This is a genomic window from Syntrophotalea acetylenivorans (assembly GCF_001887775.1).
GTDB classification, from domain to species: Bacteria; Desulfobacterota; Desulfuromonadia; order Desulfuromonadales; family Syntrophotaleaceae; genus Syntrophotalea_A; species Syntrophotalea_A acetylenivorans.
The window spans coordinates 1,995,293-2,016,891 of the sequence record NZ_CP015519.1 but is presented as its reverse complement, the minus strand read 5'-3'; the positions used below and the strand labels follow the sequence as shown (position 1 = coordinate 2,016,891).

The 21,599-nt window shown below is 55.4% G+C and carries 24 protein-coding genes and 1 pseudogene; 12 read left to right on the top strand and 13 right to left on the bottom strand.

All coding sequences use genetic code 11. The features are described 5' to 3' along the window. Positions 1 to 2: 2 nt before the first annotated feature. Positions 3 to 1,508, top strand: coding sequence for a hypothetical protein (locus tag A7E78_RS09240; RefSeq protein ID WP_072283947.1), 1,506 nt, complete (start codon positions 3 to 5; stop codon positions 1,506 to 1,508). A gap of 159 nt (positions 1,509 to 1,667) precedes the next feature. Beyond that, positions 1,668 to 2,096 carry a fasciclin domain-containing protein gene (locus A7E78_RS09235; RefSeq protein WP_072283946.1) on the top strand — a complete coding sequence of 143 codons (429 nt, stop codon included), beginning with the start codon at positions 1,668 to 1,670 and terminating at the stop codon, positions 2,094 to 2,096. Positions 2,097 to 2,285: 189 nt separating this feature from the next. On the opposite strand, the gene ybgF is transcribed toward A7E78_RS09235, so the two are convergent. The 12 genes from ybgF to A7E78_RS09175 all read right to left on the bottom strand — a co-directional run bounded on the left by ybgF (position 2,286) and on the right by A7E78_RS09175 (position 11,589). Next, a complete protein-coding gene (gene ybgF, locus A7E78_RS09230; RefSeq protein WP_072283945.1) occupies positions 2,286 to 3,074 on the bottom strand; it encodes a tol-pal system protein YbgF in 789 nt (262 codons plus the stop codon). Positions 3,075 to 3,142: 68 nt separating this feature from the next. After that, positions 3,143 to 3,715 carry an OmpA family protein gene (locus A7E78_RS09225; protein WP_083552959.1) on the bottom strand — a complete coding sequence of 191 codons (573 nt, stop codon included), beginning with the start codon at positions 3,713 to 3,715 and terminating at the stop codon, positions 3,143 to 3,145. A 262-nt stretch (positions 3,716 to 3,977) separates the two neighbouring features. Beyond that, positions 3,978 to 5,264: a Tol-Pal system beta propeller repeat protein TolB gene (tolB, locus tag A7E78_RS09220; protein WP_083552956.1), complete on the bottom strand. Its 1,287-nt coding sequence runs from the start codon at positions 5,262 to 5,264 to the stop codon at positions 3,978 to 3,980. A gap of 4 nt (positions 5,265 to 5,268) precedes the next feature. Then, positions 5,269 to 6,165: a TonB C-terminal domain-containing protein gene (locus A7E78_RS09215; protein ID WP_072283943.1), complete on the bottom strand. Its 897-nt coding sequence runs from the start codon at positions 6,163 to 6,165 to the stop codon at positions 5,269 to 5,271. 15 nt (positions 6,166 to 6,180) lie between these two features. After that, positions 6,181 to 6,615 (bottom strand): protein TolR, encoded by a 435-nt coding sequence (gene tolR / locus A7E78_RS09210; RefSeq protein WP_072283942.1) that lies wholly within the window; start codon positions 6,613 to 6,615, stop codon positions 6,181 to 6,183. Further along, complete coding sequence (gene tolQ, locus A7E78_RS09205; RefSeq protein WP_072283941.1) at positions 6,616 to 7,287, bottom strand: protein TolQ; 672 nt, start codon at positions 7,285 to 7,287, stop codon at positions 6,616 to 6,618. Positions 7,288 to 7,488: 201 nt separating this feature from the next. Further along, a complete protein-coding gene (locus A7E78_RS14840) occupies positions 7,489 to 7,857 on the bottom strand; it encodes a TIGR04282 family arsenosugar biosynthesis glycosyltransferase (protein ID WP_083553212.1) in 369 nt (122 codons plus the stop codon). Then, positions 7,803 to 8,144, bottom strand: coding sequence for a TIGR04282 family arsenosugar biosynthesis glycosyltransferase (locus A7E78_RS09195; protein ID WP_072283940.1), 342 nt, complete (start codon positions 8,142 to 8,144; stop codon positions 7,803 to 7,805). The genes A7E78_RS14840 and A7E78_RS09195 overlap by 55 nt, the downstream gene beginning before the upstream one ends. A gap of 7 nt (positions 8,145 to 8,151) precedes the next feature. Next, entirely contained in the window at positions 8,152 to 8,964 is an 813-nt protein-coding gene (folE2, locus tag A7E78_RS09190; RefSeq protein ID WP_072283939.1) for a GTP cyclohydrolase FolE2, read from the bottom strand. 3 nt (positions 8,965 to 8,967) lie between these two features. Next, complete coding sequence (gene queC / locus A7E78_RS09185) at positions 8,968 to 9,654, bottom strand: 7-cyano-7-deazaguanine synthase QueC (RefSeq protein ID WP_072283938.1); 687 nt, start codon at positions 9,652 to 9,654, stop codon at positions 8,968 to 8,970. 68 nt (positions 9,655 to 9,722) lie between these two features. Continuing rightward, positions 9,723 to 11,177, bottom strand: a complete 1,455-nt coding sequence (gene pyk, locus A7E78_RS09180; protein ID WP_072283937.1) for a pyruvate kinase — start codon at positions 11,175 to 11,177, stop codon at positions 9,723 to 9,725. Between the two features lie 91 nt (positions 11,178 to 11,268). Continuing rightward, positions 11,269 to 11,589: a cytochrome C gene (locus tag A7E78_RS09175; RefSeq protein WP_072283936.1), complete on the bottom strand. Its 321-nt coding sequence runs from the start codon at positions 11,587 to 11,589 to the stop codon at positions 11,269 to 11,271. Between the two features lie 1,147 nt (positions 11,590 to 12,736). On the opposite strand from A7E78_RS09175, the gene A7E78_RS09170 reads away from it, so the two are divergent. Then, a complete protein-coding gene (locus A7E78_RS09170; protein WP_072283935.1) occupies positions 12,737 to 13,240 on the top strand; it encodes a transporter in 504 nt (167 codons plus the stop codon). A gap of 382 nt (positions 13,241 to 13,622) precedes the next feature. Here the strand turns inward: A7E78_RS09170 and A7E78_RS09165 are convergent, their stop codons facing one another. Next, positions 13,623 to 14,612 (bottom strand): beta-ketoacyl-ACP synthase III, encoded by a 990-nt coding sequence (locus A7E78_RS09165; protein WP_072283934.1) that lies wholly within the window; start codon positions 14,610 to 14,612, stop codon positions 13,623 to 13,625. A gap of 304 nt (positions 14,613 to 14,916) precedes the next feature. Here A7E78_RS09165 and atpD point away from each other — a divergent pair. The 9 genes and pseudogenes from atpD (at position 14,917) to A7E78_RS09120 (ending at position 21,542) form a co-directional block, all read left to right on the top strand. Beyond that, positions 14,917 to 16,334: pseudogene (atpD, locus tag A7E78_RS09160) on the top strand (F0F1 ATP synthase subunit beta). Further along, entirely contained in the window at positions 16,331 to 16,714 is a 384-nt protein-coding gene (locus A7E78_RS09155) for a F0F1 ATP synthase subunit epsilon (protein ID WP_072283933.1), read from the top strand. The pseudogene atpD and the gene A7E78_RS09155 overlap by 4 nt, the downstream one beginning before the upstream one ends. Further along, positions 16,711 to 17,082, top strand: coding sequence for an AtpZ/AtpI family protein (locus A7E78_RS09150; RefSeq protein WP_072283932.1), 372 nt, complete (start codon positions 16,711 to 16,713; stop codon positions 17,080 to 17,082). The genes A7E78_RS09155 and A7E78_RS09150 overlap by 4 nt, the downstream gene beginning before the upstream one ends. Continuing rightward, entirely contained in the window at positions 17,069 to 17,380 is a 312-nt protein-coding gene (locus tag A7E78_RS09145; RefSeq protein ID WP_072283931.1) for an ATP synthase subunit I, read from the top strand. The genes A7E78_RS09150 and A7E78_RS09145 overlap by 14 nt, the downstream gene beginning before the upstream one ends. After that, the gene (locus A7E78_RS09140) at positions 17,380 to 18,084 is read left to right on the top strand and encodes a F0F1 ATP synthase subunit A (RefSeq protein ID WP_072283930.1); all 705 of its coding nucleotides are present in this window, start codon (positions 17,380 to 17,382) and stop codon (positions 18,082 to 18,084) included. The genes A7E78_RS09145 and A7E78_RS09140 overlap by 1 nt, the downstream gene beginning before the upstream one ends. After that, positions 18,077 to 18,358 (top strand): F0F1 ATP synthase subunit C, encoded by a 282-nt coding sequence (locus tag A7E78_RS09135; RefSeq protein WP_072283929.1) that lies wholly within the window; start codon positions 18,077 to 18,079, stop codon positions 18,356 to 18,358. The genes A7E78_RS09140 and A7E78_RS09135 overlap by 8 nt, the downstream gene beginning before the upstream one ends. A gap of 3 nt (positions 18,359 to 18,361) precedes the next feature. Next, positions 18,362 to 19,144 (top strand): F0F1 ATP synthase subunit B family protein, encoded by a 783-nt coding sequence (locus A7E78_RS09130; RefSeq protein ID WP_072283928.1) that lies wholly within the window; start codon positions 18,362 to 18,364, stop codon positions 19,142 to 19,144. Continuing rightward, a complete protein-coding gene (locus A7E78_RS09125) occupies positions 19,144 to 20,655 on the top strand; it encodes an alternate F1F0 ATPase, F1 subunit alpha (protein ID WP_083552950.1) in 1,512 nt (503 codons plus the stop codon). Before A7E78_RS09130 ends, A7E78_RS09125 begins: the two co-directional genes overlap by 1 nt. After that, the gene (locus tag A7E78_RS09120) at positions 20,652 to 21,542 is read left to right on the top strand and encodes a F0F1 ATP synthase subunit gamma (protein ID WP_072283926.1); all 891 of its coding nucleotides are present in this window, start codon (positions 20,652 to 20,654) and stop codon (positions 21,540 to 21,542) included. Before A7E78_RS09125 ends, A7E78_RS09120 begins: the two co-directional genes overlap by 4 nt. The last annotated feature ends 57 nt before the right edge of the window (positions 21,543 to 21,599 follow it).

The following is a 21,599-nucleotide window of genomic DNA, read 5'->3' as shown; positions in this document are numbered from 1 at the left end:
CCATGAAGCGATTCAGAAAAGCGATCTGCTGTTTTGTGGCAATTTTGTTGATGCCGATGACTGGCTTTGCCGGTGATTGGCCGAATATTGAGCGGTCTTTGCAGGGCTGGCAAGGAGAAAAACAGGTGCTTTTGCGCAGTTCCCTTGCCGATCCACTCATGTCTCCGTTGGTTCAGGATCTGCTGGAGGATCTGTTGAGCGAGGGTTATACCGTCTTGCCGGTCGAAGCGAAAGCGGTTGCCAAATCAGGTCTAATGCTTGACCTTCGCATCACCGACGGCAATGAGATACTGGCTTTGCGGCGGGCCGAGGATGGGGCCATTATTGCCTTTGAACGCCGAAGTGTTCAGGCCTTACCCTCGGCTGTCGAAGTCAAAGAGCCGGTTGTTTCGCAAATGGTGCCCCCTGCAGTTGTTCAACCGGTAGCCGTAGCTGCTACTACGGTGCCTTCTGCGGCTGTAACCCCAGTGCCATCGGGCGCAACTACTGTGGTTCGGCGGGAATCCGTAACCGGTCCCTTGTACGGTCCGCTAGCTCTCTCCGGCCAGCCTCGCAACTTGGCTCTGCTGGCTGGCGAGGAAATCAAGGGGTTGCAACTGGGGCTGCTTTACGATGAAAAACTGGTGCACTATCGTTTGGGGGAGTTCGGTCTGGAATCGGTTGGAGAATTCAGCCCGGAATTAGGAACCAAGCGGGCTCTGCATCTGGATGCTGCCGATCTGGATGATGATGGTACCCGAGAGTTGGCAGTTTTGTGGGCGGAAGACGTGCAGGGAATCTACCAGGGAACCGATTCCAAACTCCATGCCTGGTTGCTCGCTGCCGACATGAAGCCCCTGGTTGCTGATCTGAGCGGCTATCTGCGTTTGAGCGGCCAGCAGGCAGCGTTGCAGAAGCGCGGTCCTTACACGCCTTTTAAGGGGCCGGTGTTGGGTCTCGGTCAGCAGGCAGGCGAATGGACAGTTGGCGACAAGCCTCTGGACTGGGGGGGCACCATTTATGCCACTACCCCGTTAGATCAACGGCTGGCCCTTGGCAATGACAAACAGGGCCGGCTGCAATTGGTGGATCGAAAGCACGGTCGGCCTCTTCCTGGAGGACTGCTGCTTCAGGATCTGGGAGACTTTTCAGGACCCCAAGTGGCTGTTTCATTGGAAAATCCCCAATACCGCTCTGGGTTTTCAAAGGAAGATTTGGTGCGGGAGGAATATCATGCTCTGCCTTCGCGCAAGGCTGTTGCCGGGGACGGTTCGGTCTATACGGTGCGGCGCGGTCGTAGTGCCGGCTTACCTCTGGTGGGCAAGCCTTCCGGCCAAGACCGGATTGTACGCGTTGTGCCCCAGGACAACAGGCTGTTGCTAGAAGAACCTTTTCCCGGAGTTGATGCCTACATCCTTGATTTTGCTTTACTGGAACGCCCCGGAAAGCATCCTGCTGTTATTTTATTACTTAATGACAGGGAGGATGGTAAAGGGGCAGCCCACCTGTTGATTCAAGGTGGCCGTTAACCCTCTGTAAAAAGTTCAGGTAGGGAATGGCTGTAAAATCTCACTTTTAGCTGGATTTTTTTTACGGTGGAACTATTATTGGTAGATAGTTATCATTAATAATAATGGGAATTTCAGGCAGGTAACTCTGGGGAGACTTTTTGCTGAAAGGGGTAGGGAATGTCGGATATCATGGAAACCATCGCGGCTAATGATTCGTTGAAAACTCTCGCGAAAGTTATCGAGGCAGCCGGTTTTGCCGAGCGCCTTAAGGCTGCCGGGCCTTTTACCTTCTTTGCTCCCAACGAAGAAGCTTTCTCCAAGCGAAACATGGATGAACTGCTCAAAGATATCGACAAGCTTAAAACCAAGCTCGAGTATCATCTGGTCAGCGGCATCAATTTGCAGGCGACCTTAGATGCGAGAAACATCTTCACTCTGATCACAGAATGCGGCAAGAGTTTATCGGTCTATCTCGATGAAAACGAGATCATGATCGATAATGCTCACATTGTCCAAGGGGATATCGAGTGCAGCAATGGCGTGATTCATATTGTGGATAATGTCTTTGTTCCGGCTCACTCCGGTTGGTACGAGACGACTGCTTGAGCCGTATGACAAGAGAAATACAGCAAAGAAAAGGGCGGTCAAATGACCGCCCTTTTTGTGTGCAGCAAAACTCTTTTTACCACCCGTTCGCTTTGCTCACTGGAGAACACAGAGTAAATCTATGGAATTTTTAGAAATCCTCTGTGACCTCTCTGGTGAAAGCTTTGGCTATTAATAGGTCAGCAATTGTTACATCGCAGCCAGGCGTCTCTTAGCCTCTTTAGCCTCGGCCGAAAGTGGAAAGGTTTCGACCAGTTTGCTGAAGATGGCTTTAGCGCTTTGATTATCTCCCAGGGTCTGAAAGGTAATGCCCTGTTTCAGTTGGGCGGCCGCAGCTTTGGGGTGGTCGCTGTTTTTATCGATGACATCCTGAAATTGCAGAATGGCATTCTCATATTTTTTTTCGCCGTAATAGGCTTCGCCGACCCAGTAGCTGGCATTGATGCTCAGGGAATGCTGGGGTTGCTGTTGCAAAAAGCGCTGTAACAGATCCCGTCCTTCTGCATAGCGTTTTTCGCTGCGAATCATGGCGACGGCACGGCGATAAAGGTCTTCGGGGGATTCTGCAACCGGTGCCGTTGATGGGTTTTGTTTTTTCGCGTCAGGTTTGGATAATTGATCTTCAATGGCGGAGATTTTCAGACCGAGATCGTCGCGAACCAAGGATAGCTCGTCCCGCAATTCGTTATCGGCTTGAGACAGATCGGCCAGGCGACCGTTAAGGGCCTGCTGCTCGAGTCGCAAGGCGTCGAGACTGGCCTGCAGTTCGGCCTGCCGTCGACTGAGAGCTTCCAGGCGATTGCTGGTTTCGTCGCCGCGGCGGCTTTGCTGGCTGGCTAAAGCGCGCTCCGAGGCGGCCAGCCGCCGCTTCATCTCTTCCAGGTCCCGTTCCATGGTCAGCTGCCGTTGGGTGGGGATACAGCCGGCCAGCAGTGCGACCAATGCCAGTATCGGCAAGAGTCTTTTGCATATGATCACGGTCACTTCTCCTTAAATTAGTTCGGCCGCAGGCAATTCGCTCTGCGGCCGATGTCAGACAGAGTTAATCAGCGTTCGACTTTGAATTCGGCCCGCCGGTTAAGAGCATAGGCTTCCTCGGTGTTTGAAGGATCGAGGGGCAGCTCCTCGCCGTAGGAAATGACCGAGAGAAGCAGCGGGTCGATGCCGAGAGATACCAGGAAGTTTTTGGCGGCCAGAGCTCGTCGTTGGCCGAGAGCCAAGTTGTATTCGTCGGAACCCCGTTCGTCGCAATAGCCTTCAATGCGGACCTTTTGTCCGGGGTTGGCCTGCATGTAAGCGGCGTTGCTGACCAGAACATCTTGAGCAGCGGCACTTAGAGTATATTGGTCAAATTCGAAAGAGATGGTCTGCAGGGCAGGGACCGCTGCAGTGGCAACACCAAATTCCGAAGCCCCTTCTTCAATGGTGCTTTCGCCCATGGCCATCTCATCGATGCCACCGGTTTGCATGGTGTCTTGTCCCATTTCTTCAGTGACGGTAGTGTCCGGAACCGCGGTGGTGGTAGCGGCTGGTTTCTTGGCGCAGCCTGCGCTGAGCAGAATAGTGGCGGCGAGCAGCAAGACCCATTGCAACATGCTTGTTTTAGAAATAGATTTCATTTTGATCCGCTCCTTTGTGATTTGATTGTTGTGTATAAGGGAAAGCCATTATTGGCCTCCTTTAAACGGTTTCATTATACAGAAACAAATTTGAAAGACAATCTTTGATGGCGTCGCAAAAAGTCCGCCCTGCCGCGTTACGGCGTTTTTTCACGACCTCGACATACCTGATGTATGCCTTCGCCCCTGAAAAACCACAAAGCCTTGCAGTACGAAATTTTTGCTTAGCCATCCTACGCAGGTATTGTGAATGGATTAATGCTTACCAGCGGCCCGACCAGGCAGGATGGCTGCAATCGCCACCCGCCGGTGAAATGCGTGTGGCGCCGCTGCCATCGGCGCGCATGATGTAGATAGCCTTGGCCCCGCTCTGGTTGGATGAATAGACGATAAAGCGGCCGTCGGGGCTCCAGCGCGGGTGCTCGTTGTTGCCTGGTCCAAAGGTCAACCGGCGTTCGTCGCTGCCGTCCGGGGCGACGGTGTAAATATCAAAACGGCCTTGTTCCAGGCGGCTAAAGGCGATGCGGTCCCCTTTAGGGCTCCAGGCCGGGGTGGCGTTGTACTTGCCGGCGGTGGGCAGTCGCTTGACCTGTTTGGAAAAGATGTCGAGGATAAAGATCTGTGGATTGCCCTGGCGGTCGGAGACAAAGGCCAGTTTGTCACCGGCAGGGCTCCAGCTCGGGTCGACATCGATGCTCCAATGTTTGGTCACCTGCCGGTTGTGACTGCCGTCGGTTCCCAGTAGGTGCAGGTCGGAGTTACCCTCTTTGGATAATGTCAGAGCAATTTCCCGGCCATCGGGGCGAAAACGGCCGGCAATATTGAGTCCTTTACGGGCAGAGAGGCTGGCTTCCCGTCCCGAATAGATTTCTTTGCGATACAGGTCGGGGTTCCCGGCCCGGTAAGAGGTGAACAGCAGCTCTTTACTGGTCGGGGAAAAGTCGGGATTGAGTACGATGGAGCGGTGATTGGTGAGGCGCACTCCATTGCGGCCGTCAACGTCCATCAGGTACAGTTCTTTATGGCCGCTTTGATTGCTGATGTAGGCGATGCGGCTGTTAAAGGGTCCCTCGGTACCTGTCAGGCTTTTTAATATTTGATCGGCAAAACGATGGGCCATACGACGCACATCGTTTTGAGAGCCGACATAGCGACGCCCGGTCAGTAGTCGCCGGTGAGCGACATCGAACAAGCGGGTTTCGACGACCAGTTTGCCATTCTGCAGGCGACAGGTGCCTTTAACCACCACCTCGGCCCCCAACAGTCGCCATTGGCCGAAATCGACCTGGTTGCTTTTGAGGCCGATTCTGCGAGCATCGGACAGAAAGGAGTCAGGCGCAACCAGCCTGAACAGCCCGGACAACAGCAAATCATCGTTCAGGGTCTGGTCAAAGTCGTCGACGATTTGCGCCGGAACCATTCCCTGGGCCAACAGTTTGGTGGCTGCGAGCGGGATGGTCTGCTGGCCGGGGGCGCTGATCTCTATGTCGGCTGCCGCTGGTGCGGCCAAGAGCAGAAACAGCAGGCTGAACAAGGCGAAAAGGCGCATCGGTTTAATCCATCAGGTCTTTGAGGTTAAAGATAACAACCACTTCAAGGTTTCTGCCAGGTTGGAATTCCAGTTGCCGACTCTTGAGAATGGCCCGGGTAACCGAGTCGTCAAAGAGTTTGTCCCCGGATGATTTTTTAAACGTCTTGCCGGTCAGAGCACCCTGGGCATTGTAGGTAATAGCCACCCGCGCTTCCAGATCGCGGCGCACGACCTGATATTTGGACAGGCTCCAGTTTTTGGTCAACCGTTCTTGCAGCCAAAGCTCCTGGCTGACCCCGGCTTGATCTCCGGTTCCGTCGGGCATGCCAAGGGGAGCGGATGAAGTGCCGCCGGCTGAACCGCCGCCGCTTGAGCTCCCGGTTCGACTGTCGTGGCTGGCCATGGCAGCGAGCTTTTCCTTGAGGGCCGCCATCTCTTGTTTGCGGCGTATCTTCTCCACGGCGCTCATGGCTGTCTGGTAACTGGCATTGCTGTCGGCTTTGGCCTGACTGGCGGCGGCAGATTTTGTAGCGACCGAATCTTTCTTCGCTACGGTTTTGCGGGCCGCCGATTTTTTGGTCGTTACAGCTTTCTTGGCCGGCGTTGGCGTTACAGCCTTTTTGGCCGTGGCCACTGTCTTATTAACTGTTTTTTTCGCGGGTGTCGGAGCTTTTTTGGGGGTGGCCTTGGGAGCCCCGCTCTGTCCATCGGGGCGACCGGCACGAGGATTGGCTACCGGAAGTTGGGTGAGGTCGACGTAATAGACAGGGCGCTTCGGTGGTGGGGAGTGGTGACTGAGAGCGCCGGAGAAAACCAACACCAATACCAGATGCAGGATCAGCGAAAGCAGAACCAGTCGGCCGAGTTTAGGGTCGGGATGAAAGTCTGAGCCCCGACGTTGAAAGTGATTTTCAACCATGGCGATTCTGGAAATCTAGCGTTTGGCCGGCGACTCGGGCGGCTGCGATACCATGCCGAGCTTGTTGATTCCGGCTCCCTTGATGGCGGCCATGACCTGCACCACCTTGCCGTAGGGAACGTCGCGGTCGGCTTCCAGAAAGACCTCCTTCTCTTTGCGGGTTTTAAGAATCTGCTTTAGAACCGGCATCAGCTTTGCCACGTTTTCTACCTTGGTTTGGCCGATGGAAAGGGCACCGCTGCGAGTGACAGTAACGATCAGTGGTTCCTTGCTGGCTTCCAGTCCGGGAGAATCGGCTACCTCCGGCAGGTTGACCTCGACCCCCTGTTCAAGCATCGGTGCCGTGACCATGAAGATGATCAGAAGCACCAGCATGACGTCCACGAAGGGGGTGACGTTGATTTGCGACAGGGTGCTGCGGCTGCTGCCGTCCCGTTGACCGACTTCCATCTATCCCCTCCGCAGCATGCGTTCGACGATATTGAGGAATTCCTGGCTGAAGTTGTCCATTTCACCCGTCAACAGGTTGACCTTGTTGACGAAGTGGTTATAGCCGACGACCGCAGGGATCGCAGCTACCAGGCCGATTGCGGTAGCGATCAGGGCCTCGGAGATGCCGGGAGCGACGACCGCCAGTGAAGCGCTGCCGGTCTGGCCAATGCCTTGAAAAGAGTCCATGATGCCCCAGACGGTACCAAACAGGCCGATGAAAGGGGCCGTGGAGCCGGTGGTGGCCAGAAAGGTCAGAAATTTTTCCAGACGCTGCCGCTCCAGGGTGGTGGCGCGGCGCAAGGCGCGGCCCACATTTTCGCTCTGGCCCAGATCGGTGGTAAAGAGGTTTTCTTCGTCGACATTCCGATCGCTCTGATTGCGCAGAAGTTCCTGATATCCCTCGCGAAACAGCACGGTCAGGGGTGAATGTTTGTAGTTTTTCAATCCCTGGTTGATGGTATCAAAGCGTTTTTTAGCCCAGAAAAAATTCTGAAATTGCGCGGAGTCGCGGGTGGCACGGTGGATAACGCGAAATTTGAAGAAAATGATGGCCCAGGAGACCACGGAAAAGTAGGCGAGTATCAACATGACCAGCTTGACTACTGGGCCGGCATTGAAAATCAGTTCCAAGGTGTTCCTCCTTTAAATGATTGGCTAGAAATCTGTCGGTTTTCCATGAGCCGACGGGGAAATCCTCTGGCCGGCTCATGTTCTCGCCAAACTCCTGAAATCGAGCATGATTATCGGCCATTCTGGCGGAGCAAGTCAACTGCCTTGCAGGGGGGGGCTGCCGGGCAAAAGTTTTGGGGCTGTCAGTATCGGGTGTTGGGCTCAAGTGGAATGAGTAGGGAAAGGTGCAAAAATGCGGCCAGCCATTTGAGCCGTAGGAGAATCGGGGGCGCGTCGGCACAGACGCAACAAGCTGGCGAGGTCGTCGAGATCTTCCCAGGTATCAAGCTCGTGGTAGTACAGGCCGAGCTGTTCCGCCCGTTGCCGGGTGGCCTTCCAGAGGTCCGCACTGCTCCAGGGCATGTCGGAAAACAGGCCGGGGTTGTGGTTGCTCTGGGCGATGAGCACATAACCGCCGTCCCGGGCCGGCGCGACGGCCAGGTCGCAGTCGTTGAGCGCGGCAAAGGCAGCGCAGATCAGGGGATGGGCAGGTCCGGACTGTCGGAGCCGATCAGGGCTGCGGCATCGCATCCTTCGGCAAAGAGCTGGACGAAGGCGCGGTCGAGGCGTTGCCCCAGTCCGCCGTTACTTTGAGGAATAAGGCGCAGGCCGGGGAAGGTTTCAACAAAAAAAGCCTCATCACCATCAAAAAAAAGCACCAGTTCGGCCGGCGCCCTGGCCATGGCAGAGACCGTTTCCTGCAGGCAGATGCGGTAAAGTTCTGCCGCCTGTTGGTGGCTCAGGGGCGGGCAAAGCCGGGTCTTGACCCGGCCGGCGACAGGTTGTTTGGCAAATATTCCCAGCACCTGGTTGGCCATGGGGGGGTCAGTTTTCGTCCGGAGTGTCGAGAGGGACGGGATAGGCCGAAGGATGTTCGACCAGGGCGTAGGCCGAATGGTTGTGGATCGATTCGAAGTTCTCGCATTCGACCCGGAACCACAGGATGCTCTCGACGCTCTTGAGCTTTTCGGTGACCGCGCGCACAATATCCTCGACGAACATGGGGTTGTCGTAGGCCTGTTCGGTGACGGCTTTTTCGTCTTCCCGTTTGAGCAGAGAATAGACCGGAGCGCTGCCACAGTCTTCGATCCAGGAAATCAAGTCCTCAATCCAGACGAATTTGTCCGAGCGAATCTCGACCCGCACCGCGCTGCGCTGGTTGTGAGCGCCGCGTTCGCTGATCTCTTTAGAGCAGGGACAGAGGGAGGTCATCGGCACTTCGACGCCGAGCACAAAATCCTTGTGATCATCGAGTGTGCCGCTCAGTCGGCAGCGGTATTCCATCAGGCTGCGGGCTTTTGAGACCGGGGCTTCCTTTTCGATGAAATAGGGGAATTCCATTTCCAGATGGGCACAGCTCGCCTCCAGGCGGTCTTTCATGTCCTGCAGGATGCTGCCCATATTTCGCATGGTGATTTCGCCGCGGTACTGGTTGAGAATCTCAATGAAGCGGCTCATGTGGGTGCCCTTGAAGTGGTGGGGCAGATCCACGTACATGTTGATGCGGGCCACGGTGTGCTGCTGGTCCTTGTTTTTATCCATCACCACGATGGGATAGTTGACGTCTTTAACGCCTACCTTGTCGATGGGGATATTGCGGGTGTCCCGCTCCATCTGCATGTCGCGCATGGTGTTCATGGTCTATTGCTCTTTCTGAACGTAGGGTACGGGATCTTCGATGCCGGCTTCGCGAAAGCCCTTGAGTCGCAAACGGCAGGAATCGCAGGCGCCGCAAGCCTGGCCGTCCGGCGTCGGATCGTAACAGGAATGGGTCAGGGCGTAGTCGACACCCAGATCGAGGCCCCTGCGGATAATTTCGGCTTTGGTAAGATCGATCAACGGGGTGTGAATGCGGTAACGCCCCTCGCCTTCGACGCCGGCCTTGGTGGCCAGGTTGGCCATGGTTTCATAGGCGGCGATATATTCCGGTCGACAGTCCGGATAGCCCGAATAGTCGAGGGCGTTGACGCCGATAAAAATGTCAAAGGCCCCGAGAACCTCCGCCCAGGCCAGGGCAAAGGAGAGAAAGATGGTGTTGCGGGCCGGTACATAGGTAACGGGGATGCCATCGTCGACAATGTTCTTGGGGACATCCAGGTCGGAGGTCAGTGCGCTGCCGCCGATACGGCGCAGATCGATATTCACCAGCTGATGCTCCACGGCGCCGAGCTGGGGGGCGTATTGAGCGGCCTTGGCCAGTTCCACGGTATGCCGTTGACCGTAATCGAAGCTCATGGTGTAAGGAGCAAAGCCTTCGCTCTGGGCAATGGCCAGGCAGGTGGTCGAGTCGAGCCCGCCGCTGTAGAGGATGATCGCTTTTTTGCTCATGGTCTGCCTTTCTCTGTCGTTTGAGAAGTGGAGCATAAGCCAGCAGGGGGTGCGGGGTCAAGATGTCCTCAATCGGCCGGTTCGTGAGAGCTGCTGCCCAGTCGATGAACTTTCATCAGATTGGTGGTGCCGTGGGCGGCCAAAGGGCTGCCCATGGTGATGATCACCAGATCGCCTCGCTTCAGCACGCCCGCCTCAAGAACGGCTTTTTCCAGTGAGCGGATTTGGGCCTCGGTGTCTCCCTGGAAATCGACTTGCAGGGAGCGAACCCCGGCATAAAGGGTCAGTCTGCGGCGTACGCTGCGCGAGGGGGTAATGGCGTAAATGGGCTTGCTCGGACGGTAGCGGGCCACTCGGGCGGCGGTGGCGCCAGTCTGGGTGAAGGCCAGAATGGCCGTTGCCTCAATGCTGGTCGCGGTACGGCAGGCGGCTTCCCCTATAGCATCGGACAGGCTGCTTGAGCCACTGTCGGCGGGATAGAAGTTGAAGATCGTATCGTGCAGTGTAAGGTCATTTTCAACCCTTTGTGCCATGCGGTTCATAAAAGCAACGGCCTCTGCAGGGTATTGCCCTACAGCTGTTTCCGCAGAGAGCATGATCGCGTCGCTCCCGTCGAGAATTGCGTTGGCCACATCGGAAGCTTCAGCCCGTGTCGGTCTCGGCTGGGTGACCATGCTTTCGAGCATCTGGGTGGCGGTAATCACCGGTTTTCCCGCTTCGCGGCACTGACGGATAATCTGCTTCTGGATCAGCGGAACCTGTTCCGGACCGATTTCAACCCCCAGGTCGCCTCGGGCCACCATGATGCCATCGGACACTTCAAGAATCCCTGTGAAATCAGCCAAAGCTTGGGGTTTTTCGATCTTGGCGATGATCGGCAGGTCGGCTCCCAGGCTGGAGAGATGGCTTTTCAGCGACTGCACGTCCCGAGAAGTGCGAACAAAGGACAGGGCAAGATAGTCGAGGTCTGCGCCGATGGCAAAGGCGATGTCTTTTCGGTCCTGCTCGGTGAAGGCCGGTAGGGAAAGACGGGTTTCGGGTAAATTGACACCCTTGCGGCTTTTCAAGAGGCCGCCGCTGCGAACTTTGCATCGAACCTCGTTGGAGGTCGTGTCGAGAACCTCCAGCTCAATCAGTCCGTCGTCGAGGAGAATGGGTTGCCCGGGCTCGACCTCTTTGGCCAGCCCGTCAAAAAGAACCGGAATTCGCTGCCGGTCGTTCACCAGTTCTCTGGTCGAAAGAATGATTTCCTGGCCATCGGCGAGAATTATCCCATCGTTTACAAGGTTTCCGATACGTATTTTCGGACCCTGCAGGTCTCCGATGATGGCCACTGCCCGTTGCCGTTGTTGCGAAAGGCGCCGAATGCGTTCAATAACCAGTTTTTTGCTGGCGTGATCACCGTGAGAAAAATTCAGACGAAAAATGTCGGCACCGGCTTCCATCAGCTTTAACAGTTGCTCTTCCGACTGTGAGGCCGGACCGACGGTGGCAATGATCTTGGTGTGGCGGACAATGGGCATCGAATTATCCTGCGATGAGAGTCCCGGGTTGGTGAAAGTAAAAAGGACCCTGCCGGAAGGAGGGCCCTTTTTATGAAATCAGATGATGGTGTTAGTGGTGGTAGCGGCCCATGCGTTCCGTGTGCGCCTTGCTCGGTCCGCGGTGGCAACGAAAACAGGGTTCCCCGGAAACTTTTTGTTGCTGCATGGGTGATTCCTGTTCCGGCAGGATAGATTCTTCCGTCTGCCATGAATACTTGCCGCTTTCGTCGCTTAGGGTGGCAGGGGTGTAGGCAACGGTCCAATTAGCGCTGATGGGCACCGTGTGGCACTGGTCACAGCCCCCCGGAGGCGGAATGGCCTTCCAGGAGGTGAACATGGCGCATCCGCATAGGGCGATGACCGTGAGTGCGGTAAAAATAAATATTTTCATGCTGAACTAAACCTCCATAAAAAATAATAAATTCAGGTGAAACTATAACATAGCCCGTATATCAGGCAAATGGCAAAGCTGCAAACAAAAAATGCTGTACTTCGGGAGGCTGTTGGATAGCCCGAATAATAGGGGACGTCGCTGCCTTAAGGCTTTGTTTAAATTAATACCAGAATCGTTTTATTTATTGTCTGGTTGGCAAGTAAAAGATGGCCGCCAAAGGATGCAGATCTTGGTTCGCTGGCAAAGCAATGAAACAATGTCTTATCGTTTCTTTATGCCGTTGTTTCATTGGGAGAACTTCTGTTGTGGTTTTGTGTTGAGGGTTGAAGTGAGATGTCTAAAGGATAAACAAGTCAGCAGCTGGGAAAAGAGGGGCTGAAAGAGGGGGGAAATACATATTGTATTGATATGTTTACGGTGTTGCGAACTGACTGATAAGGGCTTTCAGGCAGGGGCAGACCTGCCGGCCGTTACATTGCGCTCCAGGTTTAGGCGGTGTGCAACAGGATTGCGCGCTTGCAATTTTGTGAAAATGTGGTTTATTTCTTCGGCAAGAAGAGGGAACAATGTGAATTAACCGCTTGCTTTTTTTTGGTGGTTGTGGCATCGATATTCCGAGCACATAAAACAATGGTTTATTTTCGGTAGGCCGGAGTCGAAAAGTTACCTGCCAGTGGAAAAGCGTAACCTCCAAGTTGGTCCCGATAGGGAGTAATCGTTTGGGTGTTGCGTCACGTGGGGTGCAATCTGGTGCGGTGCTTGAGGCGTCGGCTGCTCGAAATGTTCAAAGCAGGCCAGCAGTATTAATGGCAGTAACATCCTTTTGTTGGGGTGCAGGTGGTGTCCTTACCGGGTACAGGATATAAACCTGCGATGTTTGCGGAAGATAAACAAGCCCCTTTTCTGTGTTGTTTATTGATCGCTTTTGCGATTGGACGGATGGTTTGCTGCTTTTGTCCGGTGTCGTTTTTCGGACCGTTGCTGTCTCTTTAGTCTTTATTTGATCTGCCGCTTGGGAGGGCGAACGGTCAGGGGACGGTAGGCGGCAGGAGGCGGTTGGATAGTCGGTATCGGTCAGGGTCTGCCGTTGTATTGGATTAGGAGCGCTGTATTTATTTAACAACTGTATGGGAGGAAAGACGAAATGAACTTAACAGCACCAACACTTATCCTTATCATGTCGATGTGGTTGCCCGTAGCCTTTCTGTACCTGGGACACGGTGATGCCAAAGGCACCGGAGCCGTTACTGCTTTCGTAGGTGCCTGCGTTGTCGTAAGTGCATTCCTGCATGGTATCGATGGTAATGGCGCGGTTAGCGCACTGTTGTTTGCTCATGGTCTGTTGTACTGTACTGTGGCTTATGCCCTGCTGGCCGGTTTGGAAGACTTGAAAGCTGTCGGTAACGTCAGCTTGGTCGCCATGATCATCTCCTTCTTCTTTATTTTCCTGTTCCGTGGACCCGAAGGTCAGTTCACCTACTTCTCTCTCTGCTCTGTAGGTTACACCGTTCTGACTCTGGAAGTATTCCTGGTCTGCTACGGCAAGTTCAGCGCCAAGCTGCTGGCTTACTCGCTGATCATCTGGGCATTCATCGGTTTGATGATCCCGGCTTTTGCCGTTCTGGGTCTGTGGCCCATGCCTTTCTAATAAAAGCTGAATAGCGGGGATTACTCCCCGTGGTTTATCTTTAGGGAGTCGGTGCTTTGCACCGGCTCCTTTTTTAGTGGGGTGGGTGAGAGTTTTGCCAGAAGTTTTTATTTGAGAAATCTGGTTGTGCATTTGCCTCTAGGGGACTGCTCACAGAAAACCCTTCCTGGTCCACGGAATACACGGAACACACTGAAAAAGTCTCAAACCATACCGTGTTTTCCGTGGACCGAATGCTTCTGATTATTCTGTTGTAGAGAGGGAAGGGTGTGAAATTTCAATTTGAGCAAAGTGCATAACCAGATTTAGCAAAAAAGAAAGCCCTTTGCCTGGTTGGCAAAGGGCTTTCTTTTTGAGCGTCTAGCTTAAAACGGGTACTAAATCAGAGCCGAATAATTCCGCCGGCCCAGGTGAAACCGGCCCCGAAAGCGACCAGGCCGACCAAAGATCCTTCTTTAACCACACCGTTGCGTCGGGCTTCGTCGAGGGCGATAGGTATGGAGGCGGCAGATGTGTTGCCATATCGATCGACATTGACATAGGTCTGTTCGCTGCTGATCTTAAGTCGCTTGGCCAGAGCCTCGATGATGCGCAGGTTGGCTTGGTGAGAGATAACCAGATCGAGCTGATCGCTGGTCATATCGGCTTGCTTAAGAGCGTTTTTAATCGCTTTGCTCATGGCAACCACCGCATGGCGAAAAACTTCTTTGCCTTCCATGTGCAGGGTGTGAATCTTTTGCTGTACGTTTTCCACTGTCGGCATGTTGATGCAACCGCAACCGGCATTGTACAGCAGGTTGTGGTGGGCCCCGTTGCTGCCAAGGTGGGTAGAGATAATGCCGCGTTCGTCCTGGCTTGGTCCGAGAACGACAGCTCCGGCTCCGTCTCCGAACAACACGCAGGTATTGCGATCCTCCCAATCGACCATTGAGGTCAGAATTTCTGCTCCAATCACCAAGGCATGACGGTAGGTTTGGCTGCGCAACATGCCGTCGGCGATTTGTAAAGCATAAATGAAACCGGAGCAGGCCGCAGAGATGTCGAAGGCCGCAGCGTTTTTGGCGCCTATCAGTTCTTGAATGAAGCAGGCTGTAGCCGGAAATTTCATATCGCCAGTGACGGTAGCGAGAATGATCAGATCTATATCTTTCGCTTCGAGTCCGGCGTCTTCAATGGCCTTGCGGGCCGCTTCAGCGGCCAGTTCGGAAAGGGGGGCACCCTTTTCGGCAATATGCCGCTCACGAATTCCGGTCCGCTCAACAATCCATTGATCGTTGGTGTCGACTATTTTTTCCAGATCGGCGTTAGTAAGAATTTTCTCCGGTACGGCACGACCGCTACCGAGAATCATGGTTTGTGGTGTATTTGTCATCCTGCTCTCCTGGCAATAGCGTTAAAAAGCGTTGCCAACGTAGCACGTTTGGATTGTTCCCTCAAGGGGGCGATGGATTTTTTAAGCCTGTACGTTCTCTTGTTCGGTATGAATAAACCCGCCTCCGGTTGACCGCCAAGGTCACTGCCGTCGGTCAGGTGTCACGACTTGCTTTTTGGCCTGGCCTGATAGAATTGAAATGGTTGAATCGTTAGCTGATTCAGTTGTCTCTTTTAAGTTGTCTGCAACCATTTTTTACCGAGTCGTCATCAGATCATCACTTGCAGCAAAGAAGGAACAGGCCATGACCGGGGATCAAACCTGCTGCGGCCAGGTCGTCGCGATTCGAGGTGGAGTGGTAGATGTTCTTTTCGAGAAGAATTTGCCGGCCCTCAATTCATTGCTGTTGGCAGGAGACGGGGAACAGATCGTTCTCGAAGTGGCACTTCACCTGACGGATAACCTGGTGCGGGGTACGGCCCTTACCACGACTCATGGTCTGGCCCTGGGATCCAAGGTAACAGCAACGGGGCTTCCCCTGACCGCGCCGGTGGGCAAAGGCGTCCTGGGACGGGTATTCAACGTTTTCGGCCAGCCAATCGATTGCGGGGAAGAACCGGCCAACTGTATTCGACGCTCGGTACACGGGCGCCCCCTCGCCCTGGCCGAACGGGCCACCAAAACGGAAATATTCTCTACCGGCATCAAGGCTATCGATGTTTTGGCCCCCTGGAGCGGGGCGGCAAGGCCGGTCTGTTCGGTGGCGCCGGGGTGGGCAAGACGGTATTGATCACCGAACTGATTCACAACATGGTCGGCCAGCACGAAGGCGTGTCGATCTTCTGCGGCATTGGCGAACGCTGTCGGGAGGGGGAAGAACTGTATCGGCAGATGCAGGAATCCGAAGTGTTGGACAATACGGTGATGGTCTTCGGCCAGATGAACGAACCGCCCGGCGCCCGTTTTCGGGTCGGTCTGGCGGCGGTAACCATGGCCGAGTACTTCCGCGACGATCTCGGCCAGGACGTGTTGCTGCTGGTGGATAATATCTTCCGTTTTATTCAGGCAGGGATGGAGCTGTCGGGTATGCTCGGTCTGATGCCTTCGCGGCTCGGTTATCAGCCAACGCTGGCGACCGAACTGGCTGAACTGCAGGAGCGTATCGGTAACACCCGGCGGGGCGCCATCACCTCGATCCAGGCAGTTTATGTGCCGGCGGATGATTTTACTGATCCGGCTGCGGTGCACACTTTTTCCCACCTTTCGGCATCCATCGTTCTCTCCCGTAAACGGGCCGGGGAGGGTCTTTATCCCGCTGTGGATCTACTGAACTCCGGTTCCAAGATGCTGACCCCAACCGTGGTGGGAGAGCGGCACTATGAGATTGCGCGAGCCGTGCGACAGACCTTGGCCGGATACGAAGAGCTGAAAGATATCATTGCCATGCTTGGTTTTGAGGAATTGTCCTGGGAAGACCGCCGAACCGTGTTGCAGGCGCGGCGCCTGGAGCGGTTTTTTACCCAGCCCTTTTATACCACCGAACAGTTCACCGGTCTCGACGGTCGCAGCGTCGCCCTGGAAGAGGCTTTGAGCGGTTGCGAACGGATTCTTAATGATGAATTCAACGAAGCACCGGAACAGCTGTTGTTCATGATTGGCGGGATAGACGAGGCTGCCCGGCGCTTGCAGGAGATGGAACAATCTCAACAGGCGGAACCATGAATCTTAAGGTTCTGATACCGACTGAGGTGTTGCTGGAACGGGAAATTTCCAGCCTGACGGCCGAAGGACAAAACGGCTCTTTCTGCTTGCGCCCACGGCACATCGATTTTGTTGCCCCCCTGGTGGCAGGGCTGCTCTATTTTGTGGAGCAACAGGAGGGTGTTGAAGGGTTTGTCGCCATCGACCAGGGAGTGCTGGTTAAATACGGTGCCCAGGTTACCGTTTCGGTGCGCAATGCTGTGTTTGGGCCAAGCCTGGAAGATTTACTGAATATCGTCGATGAACGTTTTGGGGTCCTGGACGATCAGCAGCGCATGGTCCGGTCGGCCATGACCCGGTTGGAAGCCGATTTCTTGCGGCGTTTCATGGAGTTGAAATGAGTCCTGATGAGCAACCAAGACGTCGGGGGGGGAAGCCCCTGGCAGAGGAACAGTTTCGTCGCCGTCTGGTTGCCCGGCGCAGTAGATTTCTAAGGGCAAGACAACAGGGAGAGCGACCGTCCTGGTTCGGACTCGGCATGTTCGGCCTGGTCGGCTGGTCGGTGGCTGTCCCGACGGTGAGCCTGACGGCCCTGGGCGTCTGGATCGACCGGCGCTGGCCGGGCCCCTATTCCTGGACCCTGATGCTGTTGGTAATCGGAATGGCCCTTGGCTGCCTCAATGCCTGGGTTTGGGTGAGCCGAGAGCGCAGTGAAATCACCAGGGATCGTGATGAACCGCAAGAGGAGGATCGAAATGACCGGGACTGACTTGACAGGATTAGGTATGGCACTGGCGGCCGGGGCAGCATTGGGAGCAATTTTTTTTGCCGGGCTGTGGTTGACCGTTCGCCGATTACCCAGAGTCCGTTCGCCCTACCGTTTCTACGCTTTGAGTCTGCTGTTTCGGTTAACACTGGTACTGGCCGGATTCTATCTGCTGGCGGCCGGGGGCACTAAGGATTTATTGGCTGCCGGCGCTGGTTTTATGCTGTCCCGTCAGTTGTGGTTGTTTGCTAAGCGGACGCAAACAGCGCCACCGGTTCGTGACGACAAACAGGATACGTGATGGAACTCAGCCCCGACAGCATCATCCTCTGGCAGACAGGTTTCGCCAAGCTCAACATCACTATTGTTCTGACCTGGCTGAATATGCTTTTGCTGACAGTCGGTTCAGTGCTGGTGACCCGGCGTTTGCGGGATGACGGAAAACTCAGCCGCTGGCAGAACCTGCTGGAAGTGCTTGTCTCTGGGATCGAGCAGCAGATTGCCGACATGGGCTTGTCTCCACCCAGGGAGTTTCTGCCCTTTCTCGGCACCCTGTTTGTCTTTGTGCTTTTTGCAAATTTGCTGGCGGTGGTTCCGGGCTATCGGCCGCCCACAGGCTCTTTGTCGACTACCGCGGCCCTGGCGATCAGCGTTTTTGTAGCTGTGCCCTGGTGGGGGATTCGGCGGCGGGGCTTGCGCGGCTTTTTCGGGCTGTATATCCAGCCCTCGATCTTTATGCTGCCCTTCAATATCCTCGGCGAACTGTCCCGTACTCTGGCTCTGGCGGTGCGACTGTTCGGCAACATCATGAGCGGCAGCATGATTGCTGGCATTCTGCTGTCGGTAACGCCATTGTTTTTTCCGGTGGTCATGCAATTACTCGGGCTGATTACCGGCGTCATTCAAGCATATATCTTTGCCATTTTGGCAGCGGTCTATATTGCCGCGGCAGCTAAGGTGCAACTGGTTCGGGAGGGTGCCGGACAAGGAGGTTCACATGGATAGTCTCGGATGGGTGGCCGTTTCCTCAATCGTCTCGGCCGGATTGTGTATTGCCATCGGCGCCATCGGCCCGGCTCTTGGTGAAGGGCGGGCTCTGGCTCAGGCCCTTAGTGCCCTGGCTCAGCAGCCTGATGAAGCCAACACCATCACCCGCACCCTGTTTGTCGGGCTGGCGATGGTCGAGTCGACGGCCATTTACTGTTTTGTCGTGGCCATGATTCTCATCTTTGCCAACCCCTTTTGGCAGCACTTTCTCGGCCAGTCGGCGGGAGGCTAGCCCATGCTCATCGACTGGTTCACCGTCGCAGCCCAAGCGGTCAACTTCCTGCTGCTGATCTGGTTGTTGAAACGGTTCCTTTACGGGCCGATCATCCAGGCAATGGATCATCGTGAAGCCCGAATCGAAAGCCGGTTGCAGGAGGCCCATCAAGAGCAGGAAACAGCCAGAAAAGAGGCCGCCGAATATCAGCGCCTCAATCGGGAGCTCGAAGAAGGACGGGCTGAAGGTCTGCGCCAGGCTGCGGAAGAAGCTGCTTTGCACCGTCAGCAACTCATTGATCAAGGGCGTACTGAAGCCTCCGAACTGGCGAAGGCCTGGAAGGCTTCCGTCTGTCGGGACCGGCAGATGTTCATGGCTGAACTGAAAAAACGCATTGGTAGCGAGGTATTGCAAATTGCCCGTAAATCCCTCGACGATCTAACCGGTTGCGATCTGACTACCCTGTTGGCAGAGCGTTTTATCGCCCGTTTCTCGGCCTTGGGCGAGACCCAGCAGGCGAACTGTCGTGTGGCTGCGGAAAAATCCGGAATTCTTGTGCGAAGCGCGGTAGCTCTGGGCGAAGATATCCGTCGCAATCTCGAAAACGAACTGCGCAGGGTCCTCGGCCAGGAGTTGATTATCAGCTATCGTACCGAAGAAGAGATGCCCCTCGGCATCGAACTGATCTTTGGCGGCTTGAAATTATCCTGGGGAGTGGACAGTTACTTTAATGAACTGGAGCAGCAGGTCGACAGGCAATTCGAAGAGATAGAGGCTGCTGCAGGGGATACCGGGAGGAGTTGATGAGCAGTTACAGCATTCTGCTGGATGAAACTCTCCAAGTTCTCCGCCAGACCATGGCCACTATGGGGCCGCAGTTGTTATTGCAGCAGGTAGGGAAAATAGTCTATGTCGGCCGTGGTATTGCCAGGGTTCAAGGTCTCGATACGGTTCGCAGCGAAGAGCTGCTGGCTTTTCCCGGTGGCGTGTTGGGGCTGGCTTTTGATATCGACAGCCGGGGGATCGGGGTGGCAATGCTCGGTGATTACGATGCCTTGCATGCTGGTGACGAGGTGGTCCGAACCGACCGGGTGCTCGATGTGGCGGTGGGTGAGGGGCTCCTCGGCCGGGTAGTCGATCCTCTCGGGCAGGCCCGGGACGGAGCTGGCCCTCTCCCCTATCATGAGCGGAGACCGTTGGAACGATCGGCGCCGGCGATCATGGAGCGGCTGCCGGTGTCCGAACCGTTGTTTACCGGCATCAAGGTGATCGATGCCCTGGTTCCCATCGGTCGCGGTCAGCGCGAGCTAATTCTCGGTGATCGCCAGACCGGCAAGACGGCCGTGGCTGTCGATACTATCATTAATCAGCACGACAAAGGGGTGTTGTGCGTTTATTGCGCTATCGGCCAGCGGGCGTCCAGTGTCGCTTCCGTGGTAGCGCAGTTGCGGGAAAAGGGGGCAATGGATTATACCGTGGTGGTGGTTGCCGAGGGGGACGACCCTCCGGGGCAGCAATATATTGCCCCCTATGCCGCGACGACCATTGCCGAATATTTTATGGAGCAGGGGCGGGATGTTCTGGTGGTCTACGATGACTTGACCCGTCATGCCCGGGCCTATCGCGAGCTGTCCCTGCTTTTGCGCCGGCCCCCTGGCCGGGAAGCCTTCCCCGGTGACATCTTCTATATCCATTCTCGATTGCTGGAACGGGCCACCCGCCTCAAGGAGCAGGGTGGAGGCGGTTCCCTGACGGCCTTACCGATCATCGAAACCGAAGCACAGAACCTTGCCGCCTATATCCCCACCAACCTGATTTCCATCACCGACGGTCAGATCTATCTGTCCCCCGGACTTTTTCAGAAGGGGCAGCTGCCGGCCGTCGATATTACCCGCTCGGTCTCACGGGTTGGCGGCAAAGCTCAACTGCCCGCTTATCGCGCGGTGGTCGGTGATTTGCGTCTGGCCTACGCCCAGTTTACGGAGTTGGAAGCTTTTTCCCGCTTCGGGACCCGGCTTGATGATGCGACCCGCCAGCTGTTGAACCGCGGTCGGCGGGTACGGGCCGTGCTTAAACAGGGCCAGTGTGCGTCGCGAACCGCCGTTGAGCAGGTGATGGTTTTGCATGCGGTCAATTGTGGTCTATTCGATGAAATTGCCGAATCGGACATGGCCCGGGCCGAAAACCAGGTTTGCGAGGCGTTGGCGCTGCTGCCGGAGATTTCGGCCCGAATCGAGGGGGGCGAAAAACTCGAAGAAGATGATCTGCGAGCCTTGCAGAAGATTGCCGCTGATTCCCTGAAGGAAATACTATGAGTCAGGCCCTGCTTGAGCTGCATCGGCGCATTCGCAGCGCCGACGATCTTTATACCGTGGTGCGTACCATGAAGACCATGGCAGCGGTTAATATTCATCAATATGAACGGTCGCTACGTTCTCTGGACGATTATTACCGGACCGTGGAAATGGGTTTGCAAGCCGTTTTGCGTGATCGACCGTTGGTTGGGTCGATTAAAATTCCCCGTCAGACGGTGTTGCTGGTTTTTGGTTCGGATCAGGGGATGGTCGGCCGTTTCAATGAGTTGGTACTCGACGGGGTCGAAACGGTTTATCGCCAGAGGCGTCGGGAGGATGATCGCTGCACGGTTTGGGCGGTGGGTGAAAAGGTGGCCGCAGGGCTTGCTCAGCGTCTAGAAGAGGCGGAGGAAGTCTTTCGTCTTCCCACCTCGGCCCAGGCCATCACCGGGGCTGTGCAGGAGGTGCTGCTACGTTTTGAAGCCAGGCGCAGCCAGCACGGCGAAACCCGTTTGCTGCTGTTTCATAATGCGCCAGCCAGGGCGACTCATTATGAACGGCTGCAGGTTGATTTGCTGCCCCCCGATGATCAGTGGCTCGCCACCATGAGCGGCCAACGGTGGCCGGGTCGTTGTCTTCCTCTCTACTCTCCACCCTGGCAGCCCCTGTTTGCCGCTTTGATCGCCGAGTATCTTTTTGTCTCGTTGTTTGGAGCCTTTGCCGGGTCCCTGGCGGCGGAGAACGCGGCGCGGTTGGCGGCTATGCAACGGGCCGAGAAAAACATTGAAGAGATGCGTGCGGACTTTCGCGCGGATTATCACGCTCTGCGCCAGAACAGCGTGACGGAAGAGTTGTTTGATGTGATTGCCGGTTTTGAGGCTTTGGTTGATGATCAGGGACCTGGCTGACAGAACCGGCGGGTGGCGGCCCGCCAGCCGCCCTACTTTTTGTCCAAGCCAACAAAA